This is a genomic window from Candidatus Binatia bacterium, assembly GCA_036382395.1.
In the GTDB taxonomy this organism is placed as follows: domain Bacteria; phylum Desulfobacterota; class Binatia; order HRBIN30; family HRBIN30; genus JAGDMS01.
The window spans coordinates 1-18,671 of sequence record DASVHW010000331.1; the positions used below are offsets into that span (position 1 = coordinate 1).

General features: G+C 62.8%; 21 protein-coding genes. 11 read left to right on the plus strand and 10 right to left on the minus strand.

What is annotated here, in order from left to right; all coding sequences use genetic code 11:
- The 7 genes from VF515_15770 to VF515_15800 all read right to left on the minus strand — a co-directional run.
- Positions 1-315: hypothetical protein (locus VF515_15770; GenBank protein HEX7409088.1), on the minus strand; the 315-nt coding region annotated here is incomplete at its 3' end.
- A gap of 24 nt (positions 316-339) precedes the next feature.
- The gene (locus VF515_15775; GenBank protein HEX7409089.1) at positions 340-549 is read right to left on the minus strand and encodes a hypothetical protein; all 210 of its coding nucleotides are present in this window, start codon (positions 547-549) and stop codon (positions 340-342) included.
- A gap of 24 nt (positions 550-573) precedes the next feature.
- Positions 574-801 carry a DUF2283 domain-containing protein gene (locus VF515_15780; GenBank protein ID HEX7409090.1) on the minus strand — a complete coding sequence of 76 codons (228 nt, stop codon included), beginning with the start codon at positions 799-801 and terminating at the stop codon, positions 574-576.
- Positions 798-1,052 carry a DUF4258 domain-containing protein gene (locus VF515_15785; GenBank protein HEX7409091.1) on the minus strand — a complete coding sequence of 85 codons (255 nt, stop codon included), beginning with the start codon at positions 1,050-1,052 and terminating at the stop codon, positions 798-800. Before VF515_15785 ends, VF515_15780 begins: the two co-directional genes overlap by 4 nt.
- Positions 1,053-1,066: 14 nt before the next feature.
- On the minus strand, positions 1,067-2,833 hold the full coding sequence (locus VF515_15790) for a site-specific DNA-methyltransferase (protein ID HEX7409092.1): 1,767 nt from the start codon (positions 2,831-2,833) through the stop codon (positions 1,067-1,069).
- Positions 2,834-3,085: 252 nt separating this feature from the next.
- Entirely contained in the window at positions 3,086-3,439 is a 354-nt protein-coding gene (locus VF515_15795) for a hypothetical protein (GenBank protein ID HEX7409093.1), read from the minus strand.
- Between the two features lie 222 nt (positions 3,440-3,661).
- Entirely contained in the window at positions 3,662-3,934 is a 273-nt protein-coding gene (locus VF515_15800; protein ID HEX7409094.1) for a hypothetical protein, read from the minus strand.
- 324 nt (positions 3,935-4,258) lie between these two features.
- Between VF515_15800 and VF515_15805 the strand changes: the two genes are divergently transcribed.
- The 11 genes from VF515_15805 (at position 4,259) to VF515_15855 (ending at position 15,644) form a co-directional block, all read left to right on the plus strand.
- Complete coding sequence (locus VF515_15805) at positions 4,259-4,720, plus strand: cupin domain-containing protein (protein HEX7409095.1); 462 nt, start codon at positions 4,259-4,261, stop codon at positions 4,718-4,720.
- Entirely contained in the window at positions 4,695-5,786 is a 1,092-nt protein-coding gene (pheA, locus tag VF515_15810; protein ID HEX7409096.1) for a prephenate dehydratase, read from the plus strand. Before VF515_15805 ends, pheA begins: the two co-directional genes overlap by 26 nt.
- Positions 5,787-5,800: 14 nt before the next feature.
- Positions 5,801-6,925: a histidinol-phosphate transaminase gene (hisC, locus tag VF515_15815; GenBank protein ID HEX7409097.1), complete on the plus strand. Its 1,125-nt coding sequence runs from the start codon at positions 5,801-5,803 to the stop codon at positions 6,923-6,925.
- The gene (locus VF515_15820; GenBank protein HEX7409098.1) at positions 6,909-7,781 is read left to right on the plus strand and encodes a prephenate dehydrogenase/arogenate dehydrogenase family protein; all 873 of its coding nucleotides are present in this window, start codon (positions 6,909-6,911) and stop codon (positions 7,779-7,781) included. The genes hisC and VF515_15820 overlap by 17 nt, the downstream gene beginning before the upstream one ends.
- On the plus strand, positions 7,774-9,084 hold the full coding sequence (gene aroA / locus VF515_15825; GenBank protein ID HEX7409099.1) for a 3-phosphoshikimate 1-carboxyvinyltransferase: 1,311 nt from the start codon (positions 7,774-7,776) through the stop codon (positions 9,082-9,084). The genes VF515_15820 and aroA overlap by 8 nt, the downstream gene beginning before the upstream one ends.
- Positions 9,081-9,770 (plus strand): (d)CMP kinase, encoded by a 690-nt coding sequence (gene cmk, locus VF515_15830; protein HEX7409100.1) that lies wholly within the window; start codon positions 9,081-9,083, stop codon positions 9,768-9,770. Before aroA ends, cmk begins: the two co-directional genes overlap by 4 nt.
- Positions 9,771-9,816: 46 nt before the next feature.
- Positions 9,817-11,562 (plus strand): 30S ribosomal protein S1, encoded by a 1,746-nt coding sequence (locus VF515_15835; protein ID HEX7409101.1) that lies wholly within the window; start codon positions 9,817-9,819, stop codon positions 11,560-11,562.
- Positions 11,563-11,582: 20 nt separating this feature from the next.
- Positions 11,583-11,900: an HU family DNA-binding protein gene (locus VF515_15840; GenBank protein ID HEX7409102.1), complete on the plus strand. Its 318-nt coding sequence runs from the start codon at positions 11,583-11,585 to the stop codon at positions 11,898-11,900.
- Positions 11,901-11,938: 38 nt separating this feature from the next.
- On the plus strand, positions 11,939-12,397 hold the full coding sequence (locus VF515_15845) for an HIT domain-containing protein (protein HEX7409103.1): 459 nt from the start codon (positions 11,939-11,941) through the stop codon (positions 12,395-12,397).
- A 107-nt stretch (positions 12,398-12,504) separates the two neighbouring features.
- Positions 12,505-13,902: a magnesium chelatase gene (locus VF515_15850; GenBank protein HEX7409104.1), complete on the plus strand. Its 1,398-nt coding sequence runs from the start codon at positions 12,505-12,507 to the stop codon at positions 13,900-13,902.
- A 146-nt stretch (positions 13,903-14,048) separates the two neighbouring features.
- Positions 14,049-15,644 carry a VWA domain-containing protein gene (locus tag VF515_15855; protein HEX7409105.1) on the plus strand — a complete coding sequence of 532 codons (1,596 nt, stop codon included), beginning with the start codon at positions 14,049-14,051 and terminating at the stop codon, positions 15,642-15,644.
- A 102-nt stretch (positions 15,645-15,746) separates the two neighbouring features.
- On the opposite strand, the gene VF515_15860 is transcribed toward VF515_15855, so the two are convergent.
- The 3 genes from VF515_15860 to VF515_15870 all read right to left on the minus strand — a co-directional run bounded on the left by VF515_15860 (position 15,747) and on the right by VF515_15870 (position 18,665).
- The gene (locus tag VF515_15860) at positions 15,747-17,003 is read right to left on the minus strand and encodes an MFS transporter (protein ID HEX7409106.1); all 1,257 of its coding nucleotides are present in this window, start codon (positions 17,001-17,003) and stop codon (positions 15,747-15,749) included.
- A gap of 74 nt (positions 17,004-17,077) precedes the next feature.
- On the minus strand, positions 17,078-18,217 hold the full coding sequence (locus VF515_15865; GenBank protein HEX7409107.1) for a DGQHR domain-containing protein: 1,140 nt from the start codon (positions 18,215-18,217) through the stop codon (positions 17,078-17,080).
- Positions 18,218-18,350: 133 nt separating this feature from the next.
- Positions 18,351-18,665: a hypothetical protein gene (locus VF515_15870; protein HEX7409108.1), complete on the minus strand. Its 315-nt coding sequence runs from the start codon at positions 18,663-18,665 to the stop codon at positions 18,351-18,353.
- Positions 18,666-18,671: the final 6 nt, after the last annotated feature.

The window sequence follows — 18,671 nt, forward strand, 5'->3', positions numbered from 1 at the left end:
CATTTCGATGGAAAAATGAGGCACAGCCTCGGGCGCGTTGGGCTGCACTCCGGCAGGGTAGCCGCACGCCGGATCGAAGAGCGCAGCGGACTCCGGCAGGCTGCTGCGTTCCTGCACGCTCCGAAGATTGGCCAGGAGCACCTCCGGCGTAATGCGCAGCTCATTGCCGACCCCCAGCTCGCGAAACAGCCCGGCGTCGGTCTGCAGTGCAACCGAGAGGCTGCTGTTGCCAATCGGCTGCCCTTCGAACAGCCGGGTGACGGCGTCGATCGCTTGGTGCTGGTACTCGAGGGCAGCGTCGAACTTGAGCTTCATACTGACCGGCTGACGGGGCTTCGGTCAGGGCGCCACGTCTGGGTGACCGGCGGATACGTCGCGCACCAGGTAGTCGAGGATATCGCCCTGCATGCGCTCGATCTCCAGCCGATACCCCGAACTCAACGCTGGCCACTCCTCCGTGCGCGCACAGTCGTGCAGCGCGTGGAGAATCGCCTCCAGTGTCGTCACCCGCTCCCGCGTGACCGCCAGTTCTCCGTCGTTACGGATCATCTCTTTCTACGCGACCAGTGCGCGCTACGGCGCAGCCGATGCCAGCTTCTTCGGCGTCGTTTGAAACTGGAAGTCCAGCAGGTTCACCGGATGCGCGCGCTTCGAGAGATACAGCACCTCGATGCCGACCACTTGGTCCGCGTCGTCATAGTCGACGATCACGCCCGGCGCGACCTCTTCCGACTCCGCGACCGGTACATCTACCAGCTGCAGATGCAAAGCGTCCGCTTCTTCGTCGATTCGCAGCTTCATAGTCGACCCCTCATCTTACGATCAAAGTACACGGTTACCACGCGCAGCGGTACTCTGGCGCGGTTGACGATCACCCGCAAGACGCGGCCTCCATGCTCGTCAATCCGGCCGAGGCGGTGCTCCAGCTCCGGATCGACCTGGTCGGGCTCGACGAGGGTGGCATGCTCCAGCACGCGGTCCAACCATTCGCGCCGAATCACTGGCCGCTTTCGCAGGCTCTCGCGCGCGTGCTCGGTCAGTTCGTAATCCATTTCGCCAGCAAGTCTCACACCACCTGGAACACCAGGTCGCCTTCCTTGAGGCGGTTGCGCGACTTCACGGTTTGCACGGCGTTGACCTTGAGCTGGTCGTTGCCCTGGAAGCCGGCGTCGAGGCAGATGATCTGGGCAGGCGCGGGAACGCGGTTGACCATCGCTTCAATGACCTCGAGCGTCAGCTCGCGATCGAGGCACAGCAGCAACGCGCCGTCGGCGACTGAGAAGACAACCTTGCCCGCCAGCGACAGCTTCTCAATGTGGCTGTCGATCGTGAAGCCCCCTTTCGGCAGAATCTCGTAGAGCAGGTCTTCGTCGGTGCGGCCGGGCTCGACGTGCTGCGCGAAGAGCTTGAGCTGATCTTCGATGTTTTTGATCTTCTCCGCATCGCCGTCCCAGACGTGGAAGTTGCTGCTCGTCAGTTGCAGCGCCTTGTAACCGCGCGGCTGACGCTTATCGAGGCCGAGCGAATCCTTCGCTGCGTCCTCGGTGTCGAGCTTTTGGATCACCCGCCGCACCCGCTCGCGGCAGATGTCGGCGATGGTCGGATACTGCGGATGCTCCGTCTTCTCTGGCAACTGGACGAGAATGAACTTGCGATCACCGCCGTCTTCCACGTTGAGATCGAGCACAGCTTGGGCGGTCGTGCCCGAGCCGGCGAAGAAGTCGAGGATTAGATCCCCATCGTTCGTGTCTGTCGCCAGCCCAACCAGCTTTCGGACCAGACGAGACGGCTTTGGAAAACCAAACACCTGAGCGTCTCCGAAGATTTCGATAATCTCGTTAGTGCCGTGTTGTGTGTAGACATCATCGATGACCGAGAAGAACTTGGTCTGCCTGGTCTCTCCCTGATCCTTGAGATACTGCTTTGTGTGCACAGCCCATTCGCCATTCTTGTCCTTCAGGAATGCAAGCTCACCGCGGTTCAGCGCGTGGGCCACTCTCTCCTTGCTCCACCGCCATTGCCTCTTTGGCATCACTTGCGTTCCGTCGGGCGCTTGGATCGGGAAGACAAGATTCCTTCGCTCCTCGAAACTCTTCATCGACTCAAGCGGGTGCGTTCGAAATGGCCCACGCAAGGCATAGTACTCGTCTCTGTTCTTGTAGTACCGCTCTATGGATTCATCAGAAAGCGGCACGAACAGCTCCTCGATATCGGTCTTGTTCCTTGCGTACATGAGCACGTACTCGTGGATGGTGACCAGGTACTTCTCCTTCGCACCGCCACCGTACCGCTTCTTCCAGACGATGCTGTCCACGAAGTTCTCCTCGCCAAATACCTCATTAGCAAGGCACCGCAGGTTGTGCGCTTCGCAGTCGTCGATGCTGACGAAGATGACGCCGTCGTCGCGCAGCAGGTTGCGGGCGAGGTAGAGGCGCGGGTACATCATCGACAGCCACTTCGAGTGATAGCGCCCGCTGGTTTCGGTGTTGGCGGAGACCTTCAGCCCCGCGGCGTCGAGCTGGCCGGAGAACTTGAGGTAGTCCTGCAGGCCCTCGCGGTAGTTGTCGGGGTAGATGAACTCCTTGCCGGTGTTGTACGGCGGGTCGATGTAGATCATCTTCACCTTGCCGTAGTAGCTCTTCTGCAGGAGCTTCAGGACTTCGAGGTTGTCGCCCTCAATGATGAGATTGTCGGTGGCGTCGAAGCTCACGCTCTGGTCGCGGCGTGGGCGCAGTGTGCCGATGCTCGGCGTCTGGATGACGCGCATGCACTCCGCCTTGCCCGGCCAGTTGAGGCCGTAGCGCTCCTTGCCCGGCTCGATCCATTCGCCCAAGGAGCGTTCGAGCGCGGCGAAGTCGATCCTGTCTCGCGGAACATCTCCGGGAGCAGCTCCCTCAAGCGCGCGCGGCGGTCGGCGGCGACGTCGAGCGAGGTGATCGGTAGCTTCTGCGGGCCTTCGTCGGTCATACGAGCTTCCAGCGCACGGTGAACAGCGGCATCATATCGACTCGTTGTTGCAGAGTACGTTCAACCACGTCAAGCATGTCGTTCTTCTGGCGTCGCAGGTCAGTGATTCTGTCCGCTCCTACCTGGATGCTGGTGAACTGATCATGTGAGCGGGGAAAACGGAAGGAGCGCGTAGCGCGGCTGGAGTTTTTCCCGCGGCGGCACTGGGTGGCCGCTGGCGTCGCCGCGTGATCGCGCGCAGTTCCCCGCTATGCTGCGCGGGGGCCGTGGCGATCACCGTGTCCCCCAGACACACGCGCCAACTGCCATCCAGGAGCTGGCGGACCTCGACCCGCGCGCCCGCATCGCTGCGCTTACGCGGCCCTGGGGGCACGTCGATGAACGTTCCGCCGAGCCGCACCGTGTTGTCGTTGAGCACCGTAGCGTCGTACCCTAAGCTGCACAGCCGCTCAAGATCGAGATCCCGCCGCATTGGGCGCCACGCGTCGCCCAAAAGCATGGCATCGGGTCTGAAAACTGGAATGTCGACTTTGTCGCGGTGGAGCAGAACGGAACGCACTGGCTACACTTAGTAGCCCGCGGTTTCAACTGCTGCGCAGCCGGGCAACCGAGGTTTTGGGGCTCGCACGGCCCCGAATGCAAGCAGAGTTGCACGCTTGCACTCGGGGCCGCGCGGATCACCGCACTGACCCGTTCACGCTGCGCCGGAGACCGGCGGTGCTGGCGGCGGCGGATTGTCCTGCGCGTGTTTGCCGTTGCGGCCGCCGTTTCGCGCCGCTTGCCCGAACAGCGTGGTGTACAGATACGGCTCGCCGTCATCGCTGGCCGCACGGGCGCCGCGCTTAAGCGCCGCCAGCGTCTTTTCCCACGTCTGGTACGCAGCTTGAATGGAGGCGTTACGGGCTGAAAACGCATCGTGCGGCGCTGCAAAGTCCGATTTCAGGACTGTAAAGGCAGTTTGCAGCACACATTTCGGGCATCACAAACTGAAAACGCACTTTGCGGGCCGCCACTATGCCATTGCGGCTCGGTCCAGGCACTTTTTCCCCTGAAATGTGGATGTGCCGCTCTGCGGGGCCACATGGCAGGGGAGAGGGTCGGGGTGAGGGCATGCCTGCCACGTAAGTATCAGCCGGTGTGCGCAAGAACCCGGAGGTGCCGCCAGCCACGTCCCGACACCCCTTTCGCGGGTTGGCCTTGCTATTATGCAACTTGGATATCGTGCTAAGGAGGAAATGAGCAGATCGAAGCCGTTGGCTATCGCGGCCGAGATGATACAGGAAGGTCGCTGATGCCCTTCACCCACCTGCCTTTCGTGTCCCTCGACTGGACGGCCGGGGCGCACCCGCTCGAGACAAAGAAACTCGTCGAGGGCCAGCCCGTTGTGCTGCTCGAGTTCGCACCGGGGTTCGAGGATCCGAACTGGTGCGAGCGCGGGCATATCATCTACGTGCTCGATGGAGTGCTCGACCTCGTGCTGGACGACCGAACGGAGCGGATCGCGGCGGGCGATGGGTGCAGGCTCGATCCGACAACGCGGCACCGGGCCAAAAATCCCGGCAACGTGCCGGTGCGGCTCTTCGTCGTGAGCGATTGCAATTCCGTTCTGGTTACGCTAGCAAAGGCCACTCGAACCCAATCCATGAAGACGCCGAATCTGATGCGCTTGAGGATGCGCCCGTTCGTTCGGGCCGAGCGCGTCGTACCAACGTCTTCGGGGGAGCCCTTTGCCGCCGCGCACGACCTCGATTGATGCTCTCCGCGCCCACATCGATCGTATTGATGAGAAGCTGCTCACGCTGCTGAACCGGCGCGCCCGCTTGGCGGTCGCCATCGGTCAACACAAGCGCCGCGAGCGTGCCAGCATTTACACGCCGGACCGCGAAAAACGCATCGTGCAACGCCTGCTGGCGGTCAATAAAGGGCCGCTGAAGGCGGAGAACATCCGTCCGATCTTTCGCGAGATTATGTCGGCCTGCCTGTCGTTGGAAAGACGGCTGCGGGTTGCCTGTCTTGGACCGTTGGGGACCTTCTCGCACCAGGCCGTGCGGGAGCAGTTCGGGTCCGCCAGCGAGGTCATTCCGGTCAGCTCGATCGCTGGGGCGTTTGATGAGGTCGAGCGCGGACGTGCCGATTACGCCGTGGTGCCAGTGGAGAACTCGACCGAAGGCACGGTGGCGGCAACGCTCGATCGGTTCGTCACCTCACCGCTCGTCATCAAGGCGGAACTGTTGCTGCGAATCGAGCAGTGTCTGCTCTCGCGCAGCGGCCGCCCCGGCGACTTGCGCCGCATCGTATCGCATCCGCAATCGCTCGGGCAGTGCCGGGAGTGGCTGGCGCAGCATTTCCCCGGGTTGCCGCAGGCCGAGGCCGCGAGCAATTCGCAAGCGGCCATTATGGCCGGGGAAGACCCACACATTGGCGCGATCGCTGGGCGCGTGGCCGCCGAGGAGTACGGCCTCAAGGTGATGGCCTCCAACATTCAGGATCAAAAGCATAACTGCACCCGCTTCTTGGTGTTGGGACTCGATGGTATTGGCCGACCGAGTGGCGATGACAAGACCTCCGTGTTGCTGTCGTTGCCGCACGAGGCCGGGGCCTTGCATCGCGTGCTCAAGCCGTTCGCGGACAATCGCGTCAGCATCAGCACCATCGAGTCGCGGCCGCTGAAAGAGCGGGCATGGGAATACCTCTTCTTCCTCGACCTGGTGGGTCACGTAAAGGAGCGACGAGTGGCACGGGCGCTGGCGGCAGTGAAAAGCCGATGTCTGTCGCTCAAGGTGCTGGGATCGTACCCGGCGTCGCCAGGGCCGGTGTAGACGGGCACGACGGTATGGCTGTGGACATCAAATCCCGGGTTCCCGAATGGATCCGCTCGCTGGCGCCCTATCCCCCGGGGAAGCCCATCGAAGAGCTGGAGCGCGAGTACGGTATCCTGGGGTCCATCAAACTGGCCTCCAATGAGAATCCGCTCGGCCCGTCGCCCAAAGCACTGGCGGCGATCACCGCGGCGCTCGGCAACTTGCATCGCTACCCGGACGGCAGCTGCTTTTATCTCAAGCGGGCGGTGGCCAAGAAGCTGGGCGTCTCGCCCGACGTGCTCATCTTCGGCAACGGCTCCAACGAGATCATCGAGCTGGCCGTGCGCACGTTCATGCAGCGCGGCGACGAAGCGGTCATGGCGGATCAAGCCTTCATCGTCTACCGCCTGGTGGTGCAGGCGGCCGGAGGGATCGGTCGCATCGTGCCGCTGCGCCAGTTCACGCACGACCTCGAAGCCATCGCCGAAGCGATCACCCCGGCAACGCGCATCGTCTTCCTGGCCAATCCCAACAACCCGACGGGGACCATCTTCTTTCGCCGGCAATGGGAGGAATTCCTGGCCGCCTTGCCGCCGCACGTCATTGTGGTGATGGACGAGGCGTACTGCGAGTTTGTTGACGACCCGGAGTACCCGGATTCGCTGGCCGACCACAGCCCCCACCGCCTGTTGATCACGCTGCGGACCTTTTCGAAGGTTTACGGGCTCGCCGGTTTGCGCATCGGATATGGTGTGGCCCATCCAGAGTTGGTCGAGTTGATGAACCGGGTCCGCCAACCGTTTAATGTCGGAAACCTGGCGCAGGTGGGTGCGTTGGCCGCGTTGGATGATGACGAGCACGTCGAGCGGACCAAGCACTGCAACCGCGAGGGCATGGCGTTTCTCCATCAAGAGTGTGCCCGGCTGGGTTTGGATTACGTGCCGAGCTGGGCCAATTTCCTGTTGGTGCGCGTTGGCAACGGGGCACGGATATACGAGGCGCTGCTGCGCCAAGGCGTCATTGTCCGCCCCATGAGTGTGTACGGTTTCCCTGAGCATGTGCGGGTCACCGTGGGCACCGCCGCGGAGAACGGACGCTTCATCACGGCGCTCGAGCACATCGTGCGCGGAGGAGGTGCGGGTGCCGCGGCTTTTTGATCGGGTCGCGATTGCCGGCGTCGGCCTCATCGGTGGCTCGCTGGCGTTGGCGGCACGTGCGGCCGGCTTGATCGGCGAGGTGGTCGGTTACGGCCGCACCGAAGCCAATCTACAGACGGCGAAGCGCCGTGGCATCGTCGACCGCTATAGTCTCGATGCGGCTGAGGCCGCTCGCGGTGCCGACCTGCTGCTCTTGGCCGTGCCGGTGAATGCCATCGGCGCAGTGGCACAAGCCTGTGCGCCGGTGTTGCGGGCTGACGCAATCGTCACCGACGTGGGCAGCGTCAAAGCGACGGTCATCGACCAGGTGGAAGGGGTGTTGCCGCCGGGCCTGTCGTTTGTCGGCGCCCATCCCATCGCCGGTACCGAGCACTCCGGAGCGGGCGCCGCCTTCGCCGAACTGTTCCAGGGCAGCCGCTGCATCATCACGCCGGGGCGCCACGCTGCGCCGGCCGCGGTCGCGAAGATTCGTGCCTTGTGGGAAGGCGTCGGCATGCGGGTCGACGAAATGGATGCGGCCCGACATGACCAGGTCCTCGCCTGGGTGAGTCACTTGCCCCACGCCCTGGCCTTCAGTGCCGTCAACGCCTTGCTCGATACGGACCCGGCGCTGGAACAATTTGCCGGTTCGAGTTTCCGTGATTTGACCCGGGTGGCAGCCAGCTCAGTCGACATGTGGTCCGACATCTTTCTGGCGAATGCGGCCCAGGTGGACGGCGCCATCGTGAAGTTCGTCGCGGCGCTCGAGGGATTACGTCGCGCCATCGCCGGCGGAGACGAGGCGCAACTGCGGGGCCAGCTGGAGCGGGCGCGGCGGGCGCGCCAGGAGTGGACTCGACGGAGCCACGATGGTTGATCGCCGTGCCATAGAACCACTGCGTGGCGCGCCTAACACCGAGCCCCACAGCTATCGGGTGCCTGGCTCCAAGAGCATCACGAACCGCGCGCTGCTTCTCGCCGCACTCGCGGCGGGCGAGTCGACCATCGAGCGAGCTTTGTTTAGCGACGACACGCATTACATGTCCGATGCTCTGCGCCGGCTCGGCATCCCAGTGGACTCCGACCCTCGGGAGACTGATCTGTACCGGGGCGAGGTATTCCACGTGCGCGGCTGTGGGGGCAGCATCCCCGCTCGGGAGGCGAGGCTCGAAACGGGGAACGCCGGGACGGCAGCGCGCTTTTTGGCTGCCTGCGCCTGCTTGGGTCATGGCCGATTTATCGTCGACGGTAACGAACGGATGCGTCAACGCCCCATTGGAGATTTGCTTGACGCTTTGCGCCAACTCGGTGCCGGTATGTCCAGCTCGACCGGGTGCCCGCCGGTGACCGTCGACGCCGACGGTCTACCCGGCGGCACGGCGCGGGTGAAGGGAGAACGCAGCAGCCAGTACCTTTCCGCGCTTCTGATGGTGGCTCCCTACGCGCAACACGATGTCGACCTGGAGGTGGTCGGCGAACTCATTGCGAAGCCATACATCGACCTGACGCTGGGAGTGATGAGCCAGTTTGGGGTCACGGTCGCGCGGGACGGTTATCAACGTTTCCACGTGCCACATGGGCAGTGTTATCGGTCCCAGGCACATTATCTCGTCGAGCCTGATGCCTCGAGCGCGCATTACCTCCTGGCAGCAGCGGCGTTGACAGGAATGCGGGTGCGTATTGAAGGACTGACGACCGCGTCGCTTCAGGGTGATGCACGCTTTGTGGAGGTGCTGGAGCAGATGGGTGCCACCGTGACACGCCATCCAAACGTGTTGGAGGTGCTGGGACCTTCACAGCTGCGTGGCATCGATGCCGATCTCAATGCTATTTCCGACACCGCACCCACGGTCGCAGTTCTGGCGACATTTGCGCACAGTGCCAGCCGAGTCCGGAACGTAGCGCACATCAGACTGCAAGAAAGCGACCGTCTCGGAAACGTCGCCGCTGAGTTACGTAAACTCGGCGCAAAAATCGAGGAACATGACGACGGTTGGACGATCGAGCCATCGAGTTTGCACGGAGGCGAGGTCGAACCGTACGACGACCATCGCTTGGCGATGGCCTTCTCCCTGATCGGATTGCGAGTGCCGGGTATCGTCATTCGCAATCCAGACTGCGTCCGCAAGACCTTCCCCGATTTTTTCGAGCAACTGCAGGGGCTACGAGTGCGGCAATGAAGCGCATCGTGGTTGCCGTCGACGGACCGGCGGGTGCCGGCAAGAGCACGGTGAGCCGGCGCCTGGCACAAGCGCTCGGATATCGCTACATAGACACGGGTGCGATGTACCGCGTCATCGGTGTCTTGGCCGCCGAGCGCGGTATTGATCTCTCCGACAGCGCCAGGCTGGCGGCACTGTGCGAGGCCACGCACATTGAGTTCATCGAACACGGCGACCGTGTGCGTACCTGCGTCGATGGGCGCGACTTGTCGGCAGCGATCCGCACCGCTGACGCCGCGCAGCTGGCGTCGAAGGTGTCCGCGGTGCCAGAAGTGCGGCACCGCCTGGTGGCAGAGCAACGCGCGATGGCAGCCGAAGGCGGGGTGGTGATGGAGGGACGCGACATCGGCACGGTGGTGTTTCCGGACGCGCCGGTGAAAGTGTTCCTCGATGCTTCCGCGGCCGAACGTGCGCGCCGGCGCACCCACGAATTGCGGGCGGAGGCGACGACGGCGGACATCGAACGGATGGAGAAAGAGATTGCGGAACGTGACGCACGGGATCGAACCCGAGCCCATTCCCCCTTGCGTCCGGCAGCGGACGCGGTGGTAGTGGATACAACGGACAAAACCATTGACGAGGTCGTGGCCATGCTTGGCGCGCTGATTGCGACGCACGCTAAAGCGCTTGCAAGCCACAATTAGGGGCGATATGACAAGCCCGAGCCAGTCCTCAGGGGGTACATTTCACATGGATCAACAAAGAAACGCAGCCGCAGCCGGCGGCGAAAGCGATTTTGGCGCGCTCTTCGAGGAAAGTATGAGAGCCGTCCGCCCCGGCGAGATCGTTCGCGGTCACGTGGTGCACGTCTCACGTGATTTCGTCACGGTCGACATCGGGTTCAAATCCGAGGGGCAGATCCCGATTCAGGAATTCCTCGACCGCAACGGTAACGTGGACGTCAAGGCGGACGATGATATCGATGTCTTTTTTGATGGCACCGATACCGAGCATGGCGGCGCGCTGCTGTCTCGGGCCAAGGCCGAACAGCTGAAGGTGTGGCGGGAGATCGAGGAAGCGTTCGAACGCGAGGGTGTCGTCGAGGGCACCATCACCGGAAAGGTCAAGGGCGGCCTGAAGGTGGATGTGGGGGTGCAAGCATTCCTCCCGGGGTCGCATGCGGATTTGCGCCCGGTGCGGAACCTCGATCGCTTCATCGGCCAGCGCATGCGGTTCGCCGTCCTGAAATTCAATCGGGCCCGTGGCAACGTGGTGGTGTCGCGCCGCGCCGTGCTCGAACGCGAACGGGAATCGCTGAAGGAAGAAACCATGAAGGTGCTCGAAGAGGGCGTGATCCTCGAGGGCATCGTGAAAAACATCACGGAGTACGGCGCCTTCGTCGACCTCGGTGGCCTGGACGGCTTGCTGCACGTCACCGACATGTCTTGGGGCCGTGTCGCCCGCCCGTCGGACGTCATACAGGTCGGTGAGCGCGTCAAGGTGGTGGTGTTGAAGTATGACCCGGAGCGCGGGCGCGTGTCGCTGGGGATGAAGCAGATCCTGCCGGACCCGTGGGCCTCCGTCGGTGAACGGTTTCCGGTCGGCGCGCGCATGCGCGGCAAAGTCGTGAGCTTGGCCGACTACGGCGCCTTCGTGGAGCTCGAGCCGGGCGTCGAAGGCTTGGTGCACATCTCCGAGATGTCGTGGACCAAGCGCGTCACCCACCCCTCCAAGATGGTGGAGCCGGGCCAGGAAGTCGAGGTCATCATACTGGACGTCGATCCCAGCAATCGCCGTATCTCGCTCGGTTTGAAACAGGCGGCACCCAATCCCTGGGAGATGGTGCGCATCAACCATCCTGTGGGCAGTCGGATCAGTGGCGCAGTCAAACACATCACCGACTTCGGGCTGTTCGTCGGCGTGGACGAAGGCATCGATGGGTTGGTGCATATCTCCGATCTGCACTGGACCCGCAAGGTCAAGCATCCTTCCGAGATGTACAAGAAGGGTGACCCGATCGAGGCGGTCGTGCTCGGCATCGACGTGGAAAACGAACGGATCGCGCTCGGGGTGAAGCAGTTGGCCGAAGACCCGTGGGCGGTGATTGCACAGCGCTATCCGGTCGGCAGCCGCGCCAAAGGGACGGTGACGACGGTCACGGATTTCGGCATCTTCGTCGAAATCGAAGAAGGGATCGAGGGCTTGATCCATGTCTCGCAGCTCAGCAGCGAGCGGGTGGACAAACCACAGGCACTCTTTCAAGCCGGACAGGTCGTCGAAGCGGAGGTCACGCACGTCGACCCGAAGGAACGGCGGATTGGATTGAGCATCAAGGCCTTGCACCGTACGGAAGAGCGCGAGGAGATGGAATCGTACCTACAACGCGAGCGCGAGGGCGCGCGCTTTTCGTTTGAAGATATTCTGAATGAGGAGTTGCGGCTGGATCGGGAAGACAGTGAGGGGGGCGGCGCCGCGAAGGAAGAGGCAAAGAAGTAACGACAGATAAGGACACGCGCATGACCAAACGCGACCTGATCGACGAGGTGGTCCGGCTCTACCCTGGGTATTCCCGTCGCGATGCGGAGGTCATTGTGAACTCGGTGTTCAGCGGGCTGGCCAGCACCTTGCGCAGCGGTGGCCGCATCGAGATCCGCGGCTTTGGCAGTTTCATTGTCAAGCAACGGCAGGGACGCGAGGGGCGTAATCCGCGAACCGGCCGCGTCGTCTCCGTGCCGCCGAAGCGGGTCCCGTTCTTCAAGGTCGGCAAGGAACTGCGGCAGCGGGTGGACGGCAAAGTGAGTGAGGCCGAAGCGATGACGGCCGCCAGGAGCTGAACCGGCGCCGCATGCAGGTCCTGTGGGCGCCTTGGCGCATGGCCTATGTGGGCGGGCCCAGAGCGCCTGGGTGCATCTTCTGCAACGCCGTAGCAACGGATGACCTTCGAGGGCATCTCGTGCTGTCACGAGAGCCAGCCCTCGTCATGCTCAACAAGTTCCCGTATGCCAACGGGCACCTGATGGTGGCCCCGCGGCGCCACGCCGCGCAGCTCCGGGCGTTGCCGCCGGAGGAATTCCGTGTGCTGATGGATACGTTGCGGCGGGCGACCACGGTGCTCGGCGAGGCCTTGCACGCGGAAGGCATGAACGTAGGGATGAACCTCGGTGCCGCCGCCGGTGCCGGCGTGGTCGATCATCTGCACTGGCACATCGTGCCGCGCTGGGTTGGCGACACCAACTTTATGCCCCTGCTGTCCGAGGTGCGCGTCATCCCCGAGCATCTCGAGACCATGTACGACCGCCTCAAACCCCTGTTCGAAGCCGTTGCTTCATGAGGTGCGCCCCGAACAGGGTTGCTCCCGGTTGCCCCACTGGGTTGATGCCCATATAATTGACGGTCAATTCAACTCGCGCTTCTGCACGTGTGAAAGGTGGATAGCGTATGCAGCGAGCAGGCACGCTCGGTGAACTCAAACGTAGCGGACATCAGGTGCTGCCGGTGCGTGAAGAAATGCGACGCAACATGCTTGCGAAGTTGGGGCGCGATGAGCGCATTCTTCCGGGGATCATCGGCTTCGATGACACGGTCTTGCCGGAGATCGAAAATGCCGTCCTGGCTGGACACCACATGGTGTTCTTGGGCGAGCGCGGTCAGGCGAAATCACGCATCATTCGCGGTCTCACCTCACTGCTCGATCCCCTGACGCCGGTGGTGCTGGGGTGTGCCATCAACGACAGCCCCTTGGAGCCGATTTGCAAAGAGTGCTGCCGTCGTCTGGCCGAACAGGGCGACGACCTGCCCATTGCCTGGATCACTCCCGACTCCCGGTACGGTGAGAAGCTCGCCACGCCGGACGTGTCGATCGCCGATTTGATCGGCGAGATCGATCCCATCAAGGTTGCCGAAGGCCGCTACCTGGCAGATGAGGAGACGATCCACTACGGCATCATTCCACGCACCAACCGCGGCATCTTCGCCATCAACGAGCTGCCGGACTTGACGGAAAAGGTTCAGGTGGGGCTCTTCAACCTCATGGAGGAGAAGGACGTCCAAATCAAAGGCTTCAAGATCCGCCTGCCGCTCGATATCGTCATCGTCGCCAGTGCCAATCCCGAGGACTACACCAGTCGCGGGCGCATTATCACGCCGTTGAAAGATCGTTTCGACGTGCAGATCCGTACGCACTATCCGCGCGCCGTGGGCGATGAGATCGCGATCATGGAACAGGAATTGCCAGTCCTCGAGCGTTATGACCGCGTCGTCGGCATGCCCGAGTTCATGAAGGAAATCCTTGCCCAGTTCACCTTCGAGGCGCGCGCCTGCTCGGAAATCAACCAGGCCTCGGGGGTGAGTGTGCGTGTGAGCATCAACAACTACGAGAGTCTGGTCAGCAACGCCGAGAAACGCTCCGTGCGGCTGAGGGAACGGGAGATCGTGCCGCGAATCAGCGACCTGCACGCCCTCGGGGCCTCCACCGCCGGCAAGATCGAGTTGGAGTACGCGGGCGAAGAGAAGAAAGGCGAGGAGTTGATCGAACGGCTGCTCAATCGCGCCGTGCTCAAGGTGTTCGACAGGCTCCTGAAACTCGACGATCTCAAAGACGTTGTCGACTACTTCGAGAAAGGTTGGGGTGTCGAAGTGTCTGACATGATGCGGGCGGAGGAGTACCTCGATGGGGTGCGCGCCATCGCGGGCCTACGGGAAGGTATTCGGGTTCTCGGGGGCGTCGAGAGCCCGGGCTTCATCGCCGCGGCCACCGAGTTCATTCTGGAAGGGCTGCACCTGCATCAGAAGCTCAACAAGGACCGCGAAGGCGGCCGCTTTACGTTTAAGGCGTGAGGGATAAAGACGCATATGGCGTGCAGCGTATGGCGTATGGCAAGAGACCGAATCGTTCTCAGCGACCTTCTCGGCCCTACGCTATAGGCCATACGCGATCGGCGACCTTGGGCTTCTCTGGCCATAAGCCATAGGCCATACGCTATATGCCAATTTCAATCCGCTACACGCAGTGGGACGGCAGCCAGCGTGTCCGGCTGAATGCCGATCAGGTGTTCGAGAAGCTGTCCGAGTACCTCTCCTACACGGACGACGTGCAGCAAGCCCTCGATTGGCTCATGCGTCAGGGCGCGGAGTGGGACGACATGCGGGTCATGGGCCTGGATGACTTCCTGGAAGAAGTACGTGACCAACTGCGCCAGCGCTATCGCGACTTCAATATCAGCAACGCCTTTGACGGCATCCGCCAGCGCTTGGAAGAGCTGCTCGATCTCGAACGCGACAGGCTGACAGAAACGCACGCCGCGCACCCTGCCCTCAAGGACAAGCTCGATTTTCTCGACCGCCTGCCGCACCGGCTGTCGGAGGCGCTGGAGCGGCTGCAGCAGTACGCGTTCGAAGATGCCCAGGCGCGTCAGGAATTCGAGAATCTGCTCGAAGAATTGCAGAACCTGAAGGACCTGGAGGAATTTCGGCGCCGGTACGGTGACCTGTTCCACGGCTCGAAATCGCTCAACTACGACGAGGCGCTGCACCTGATGCGTGAAGTGGAGCGACTCAAAAGGCTTGAAGAACAGCTGCTCGCCGGCGACTTCGAACGGATCAATCTCGACGAGATCAGCGCACTGCTAGGACAACAGGGGCTGCAGGAATTCCGCAACCTGCAGCAAATGGTGATGCTGCTCACGCAGGCGGGATACCTGACGAGCAAAGAGGGCAGTGTTCGTTTGTCGCCGAAGGGGGTGCGCCAGATCGGGCAGTTGGCGCTGCGCGACATTTACCAGGGTCTGCTGCGGGACCGGCCCGGCAGCCATCAGTCGGATCATCGGGGCATTCACGAGGTGCGGCCAGATGTTACGAAAAGTTATCAGTACGGCGACCCGTTGAATCTCGACCTGGTCGGCACGTTGAAAAAGGCCCTGCCGCGGCGGGCGGGCACGCCGCTGGAGATCCGCCCCACCGACTTCGAGGTCTTCGCCGCCGATTACGCTACCAGCACCTCCACCGTCCTCTTGCTGGATATGAGCTGGTCGATGAGCTGGGAGGGGCGCTTCGCGGCTGCGAAGAAGGTGGCCATGGCAATGGAGAGCCTAATCCGGTCGCGCTATCCACGGGATTACTTCTCCATCGTCGGCTTCTTCACCCGGGCCGTCGAGCTGAAGCTGAAGGATCTGCCGGAAGCCAGTTGGAATATGGGAGATCCGTTCACCAATCTGCAGGACGGGCTGCGTCTCGCTCGCGAGCTACTGAGCCGCCACCCGAGCAACAACCAGCACATCATCATCATTACCGACGGCCAGCCGACGGCCTATTTCTCGCGCGGCCGGTTATACTGTGAGTGGCCGCTGTCGTTCGGCGGTATCAGCATGCGTGCGGCCCAGGAGACGCTGAAAGAGGTCGAGCGCGTCACCCGCAAAGGCATCGTCATCAACACTTTCATGCTCGACGACAGCGCCAGCCTGCGCGCCTTCGTCGAGCGCATGACCCGCATCAACAAAGGCCGGGCTCTCTACACCCGTCCCGACCATCTGGGTGAATACCTGCTGGTCGATTACATCGGGAAGAAGCGGAAGAAAGTGTGAGCCCTGGGCCGCGGTCGCCGAGTCTGTTGGTGCGATGGAGCGCTCACAGCCGGCCCTCGCCCTGCCCGCTCCCAGGGGTGAGGGTTCGGAAGAGGAGCATGCTCATCCCGCTGCCGTTTTCCGGAACGACACGCCCTTGGCCTCGGGGCCTAACCCGATCACCAGGGCGGCGATCAGCAGCATGCCGGCGGCCAGGATACCCATGGCCTGCGCGTAGGTGAAGTGTTCGCCCAGCACGGCTTCGATGTATGTGATGCTCGACGCTGACAAGACCCCGAGTTGATACGCGAAGCCGGGGAAGAAACCGCGCAGCGGTCCGGGCGACAGCTCGTTGAGGTGTGCCGGAATCACGCCCCACGCCCCCTGTACCATGAATTGCATCAGGAAGGCGCCTGCCACAATGAGCGGTGTGCTCGGCGCAAAGACCCAGAGCGGCACCACCAATACACCGCACAGGGCCGCCGTCGCCATGGCGCGGCGCCGCCCGCTGCGGTCGGAGAACAAGCCAAACAGAATCCCGCCAGCAACGGCGCCGATCATGGAGACGATCGTGATGCCCGCCGTCTGCTGCGGGCTGAAGTGCCGCTGCTGCTGCAGGAAGGTGGGGTACATGTCCTGCGTGCCATGGGAGATCAAGTTCATCACGGCCATCAGGAGCACGAGATACAGGAACAAGCGCCAGTGGTTGCCGATTGCCCGCCGGTAACTCGCCCAATCGGCCATCTTGTGCTCGTGCCACGCGTCCGATTCCTTGACCTTCGCCCGCACGAAAAGCGACAGCAACGCGGGCAGGCCGCCGATGAAGAACATCGCCCGCCAGCCGAGATACGGAAACACCGTGAAGTAGGCGATCGCTGCCAGCAGGTAGCCGAGGGCGTACCCTTCCTGCAGCAAGCCGGACAGGACGCCGCGCCACTTCGGCGAGACCGACTCCATGGCCAGTGAAGCGCCAACGCCCCATTCGCCGCCCATGCCGATACCGAACAACAGCCGAAGAATGAGGAATGTGGTGTAGTTCGGCGCCAGACCGGACAGGACTTCGACGGCGGCGTAGAAGATGAGGTCAAGCATCAGAGGCAAACGCCGGCCGTAGCGATCCGCCATGAGTCCAAAAAACAACGCGCCCACCGGACGCATGGCCAGGCTGGCGGTCAGGGTGAGCGCAATCTCAGGACGCGTGCGGTGGTAGGTGTCGGCTACGGCATCCAACACCATCACGAGGACGAAAAAGTCGAAGGCGTCGAGGGTCCAGCCGAGAAAGCTGGCCAGAAGCGCGTTGCGCTGGTTTGTCCGCTCCGCAGCTACCGCCCGAGGTGCGACGGCCGGCGGGTGCCCGGCGCGCACCGCTTTGGGACTCATGGGGCGTTCACGGCGGAGAGAGCACCCTCGGGTTGCATCACCCTCCAGTACTCACCGCAGCACTCAGGGACTTCTCAGGACGCCCGCAACGCTGAACGCAACTCGCGGGCGAGCACGTCGACGGTGCCGCGCGTGCCGCCGGCGAGCTTCTGACGCCATTCGCCGTCGGTCTCAAAGCGGGCGTCGCCGATATACTCACCCCAGAGGTCGATGACGTTGGTAATCGCCGAAGCCTCGAACGGATCGCCGCCCGATTTTCGGATGGTGGCGAGCACGTCGGGCACGACGCGCAGAAACGCCCGCAACGCGGCCGCCGTCTTGATGCTGTAGCGCTTGCCGTTCCAGGCTTTCGGGAACACCTTGGCGATTTGCTTGAAGTAGTTGAGGAAGAGGCGGGTCGCGTGCTCGCGGAAGTCGTCGGCCTGCTTGCCGCCGCCGAAGGCGTCGAGCGCGGCCAGCACGCTCTTCAACTCTTCCGCCAGCGGAGCCTGGGCGACGCGGCCGTGGCCAACGCCGAAGAGCTTGATCTCCCGGTGCAAAGGCGAACTGCTGTCCTCGCTAAGCGTGCGCACGATATCATGGCTGAGGGCTAGGTCCGCATCGGGGTAGAGGCGCCGGCCGGAGAGCGAGATCAGGTGCGATGGGTTGAGCTTGGTATGCTTGGCGTTGATGGTGACGAACAGCTCGACGACCTGGTCCGGAGACAGCCGGTCGAAGATCACTGCCGGCACTTGCACGTCCTCGGCGGGATGCTCTTGCGCCAGCTGGTGCAGCGCCAGGAGCCGGTGCTGGCCATCGAGGGCACGCAGCGAGCCTTCGTCCGGAGGCAGCTGCAACACGCCGAGGATGCGGTGCGAGCTGATGGGTACGAATTCGAGCCGCCGATCGCACGTGAGCAGGACGGCGCCGGGGATGGCCGGCAGGTTCTGCGCTTCGGCGCACTGCAGGTAGTAATCCATCAGCTCGGCGATCTTCTTTTGGATCACCGGCCGTTGAAAGGCGCCCTCGCTCTGCGCGATCTTCTGCTCGAGCACGTCCCAGTTGATCTTCCCGGCGCGCTGCGTCTTGAGCGGCCGCTTTCCATGTGTGCGGTTGTCGCCGCTGTAGCTCAGCACCTCGAAGCGCACGAGCTTCTGCACGTCGCGCACGCTGAGGATAGCCTGATAGAAATACACCCCGAACTGGTGCAACCGCATCGCCGGCACTGTGATCATTACGACCCCCCTCTCGTACTGCTCTCTCCGACAGCGAGGAGAGTCTTATTGACCCTCGGCTCTGGGTCAACCCCAGCGGAGTTGGACGTGGAGACGTGCGAGCGACAGGGGCGTTCTTCAAGGACCCACGCTCTCACGATTTCGTGCTCCCGTGCCTGAGGCGTTCCTCGATGACGTCGCCAATACGCTTGACGCGGCGCTGGTAGTAGCCGAGAGCACGCCGGGAGAATGGCTCGAATTCAACGGCGTGCCAGCCGTTGCGGTCTTCGGCATAGCCGACACAGAGCCGTGCGTCGGCGTCGTGCAGGAACGCCAGACGGACTTTGATGCCCGGGTCCTTGCGCAGTTCATACGTGCGTCCAACGAGCACCAACTGCTCGCCGCGCTCGAAGGCGCGGAGTACGCCGAGGTCCTTCAGCTGCCGCTGTGATTTGACGGATAGAAGCATTCCGCT

Excerpts from the sequence above, each read along its gene's own strand:
- cmk (HEX7409100.1), top strand. The coding sequence starts at position 9,081 with ATGAAGCGCATCGTGGTTGCCGTCGACGGACCGGCGGGTGCCGGCAAG.
- VF515_15870 (HEX7409108.1), bottom strand. The coding sequence starts at position 18,665 with ATGCTTCTATCCGTCAAATCACAGCGGCAGCTGAAGGACCTCGGCGTA.
- VF515_15865 (HEX7409107.1), bottom strand. The coding sequence starts at position 18,217 with ATGATCACAGTGCCGGCGATGCGGTTGCACCAGTTCGGGGTGTATTTC.
- VF515_15840 (HEX7409102.1), top strand. The coding sequence starts at position 11,583 with ATGACCAAACGCGACCTGATCGACGAGGTGGTCCGGCTCTACCCTGGG.
- aroA (HEX7409099.1), top strand. The coding sequence starts at position 7,774 with ATGGTTGATCGCCGTGCCATAGAACCACTGCGTGGCGCGCCTAACACC.
- VF515_15860 (HEX7409106.1), bottom strand. The coding sequence starts at position 17,003 with ATGAGTCCCAAAGCGGTGCGCGCCGGGCACCCGCCGGCCGTCGCACCT.
- VF515_15785 (HEX7409091.1), bottom strand. The coding sequence starts at position 1,052 with ATGGATTACGAACTGACCGAGCACGCGCGCGAGAGCCTGCGAAAGCGG.
- VF515_15845 (HEX7409103.1), top strand. The coding sequence starts at position 11,939 with ATGGCCTATGTGGGCGGGCCCAGAGCGCCTGGGTGCATCTTCTGCAAC.
- VF515_15780 (HEX7409090.1), bottom strand. The coding sequence starts at position 801 with ATGAAGCTGCGAATCGACGAAGAAGCGGACGCTTTGCATCTGCAGCTG.
- VF515_15855 (HEX7409105.1), top strand. The coding sequence starts at position 14,049 with ATGCCAATTTCAATCCGCTACACGCAGTGGGACGGCAGCCAGCGTGTC.
- VF515_15850 (HEX7409104.1), top strand. The coding sequence starts at position 12,505 with ATGCAGCGAGCAGGCACGCTCGGTGAACTCAAACGTAGCGGACATCAG.
- VF515_15835 (HEX7409101.1), top strand. The coding sequence starts at position 9,817 with ATGGATCAACAAAGAAACGCAGCCGCAGCCGGCGGCGAAAGCGATTTT.
- VF515_15795 (HEX7409093.1), bottom strand. The coding sequence starts at position 3,439 with ATGCGGCGGGATCTCGATCTTGAGCGGCTGTGCAGCTTAGGGTACGAC.
- VF515_15805 (HEX7409095.1), top strand. The coding sequence starts at position 4,259 with ATGCCCTTCACCCACCTGCCTTTCGTGTCCCTCGACTGGACGGCCGGG.
- VF515_15775 (HEX7409089.1), bottom strand. The coding sequence starts at position 549 with ATGATCCGTAACGACGGAGAACTGGCGGTCACGCGGGAGCGGGTGACG.
- hisC (HEX7409097.1), top strand. The coding sequence starts at position 5,801 with ATGGCTGTGGACATCAAATCCCGGGTTCCCGAATGGATCCGCTCGCTG.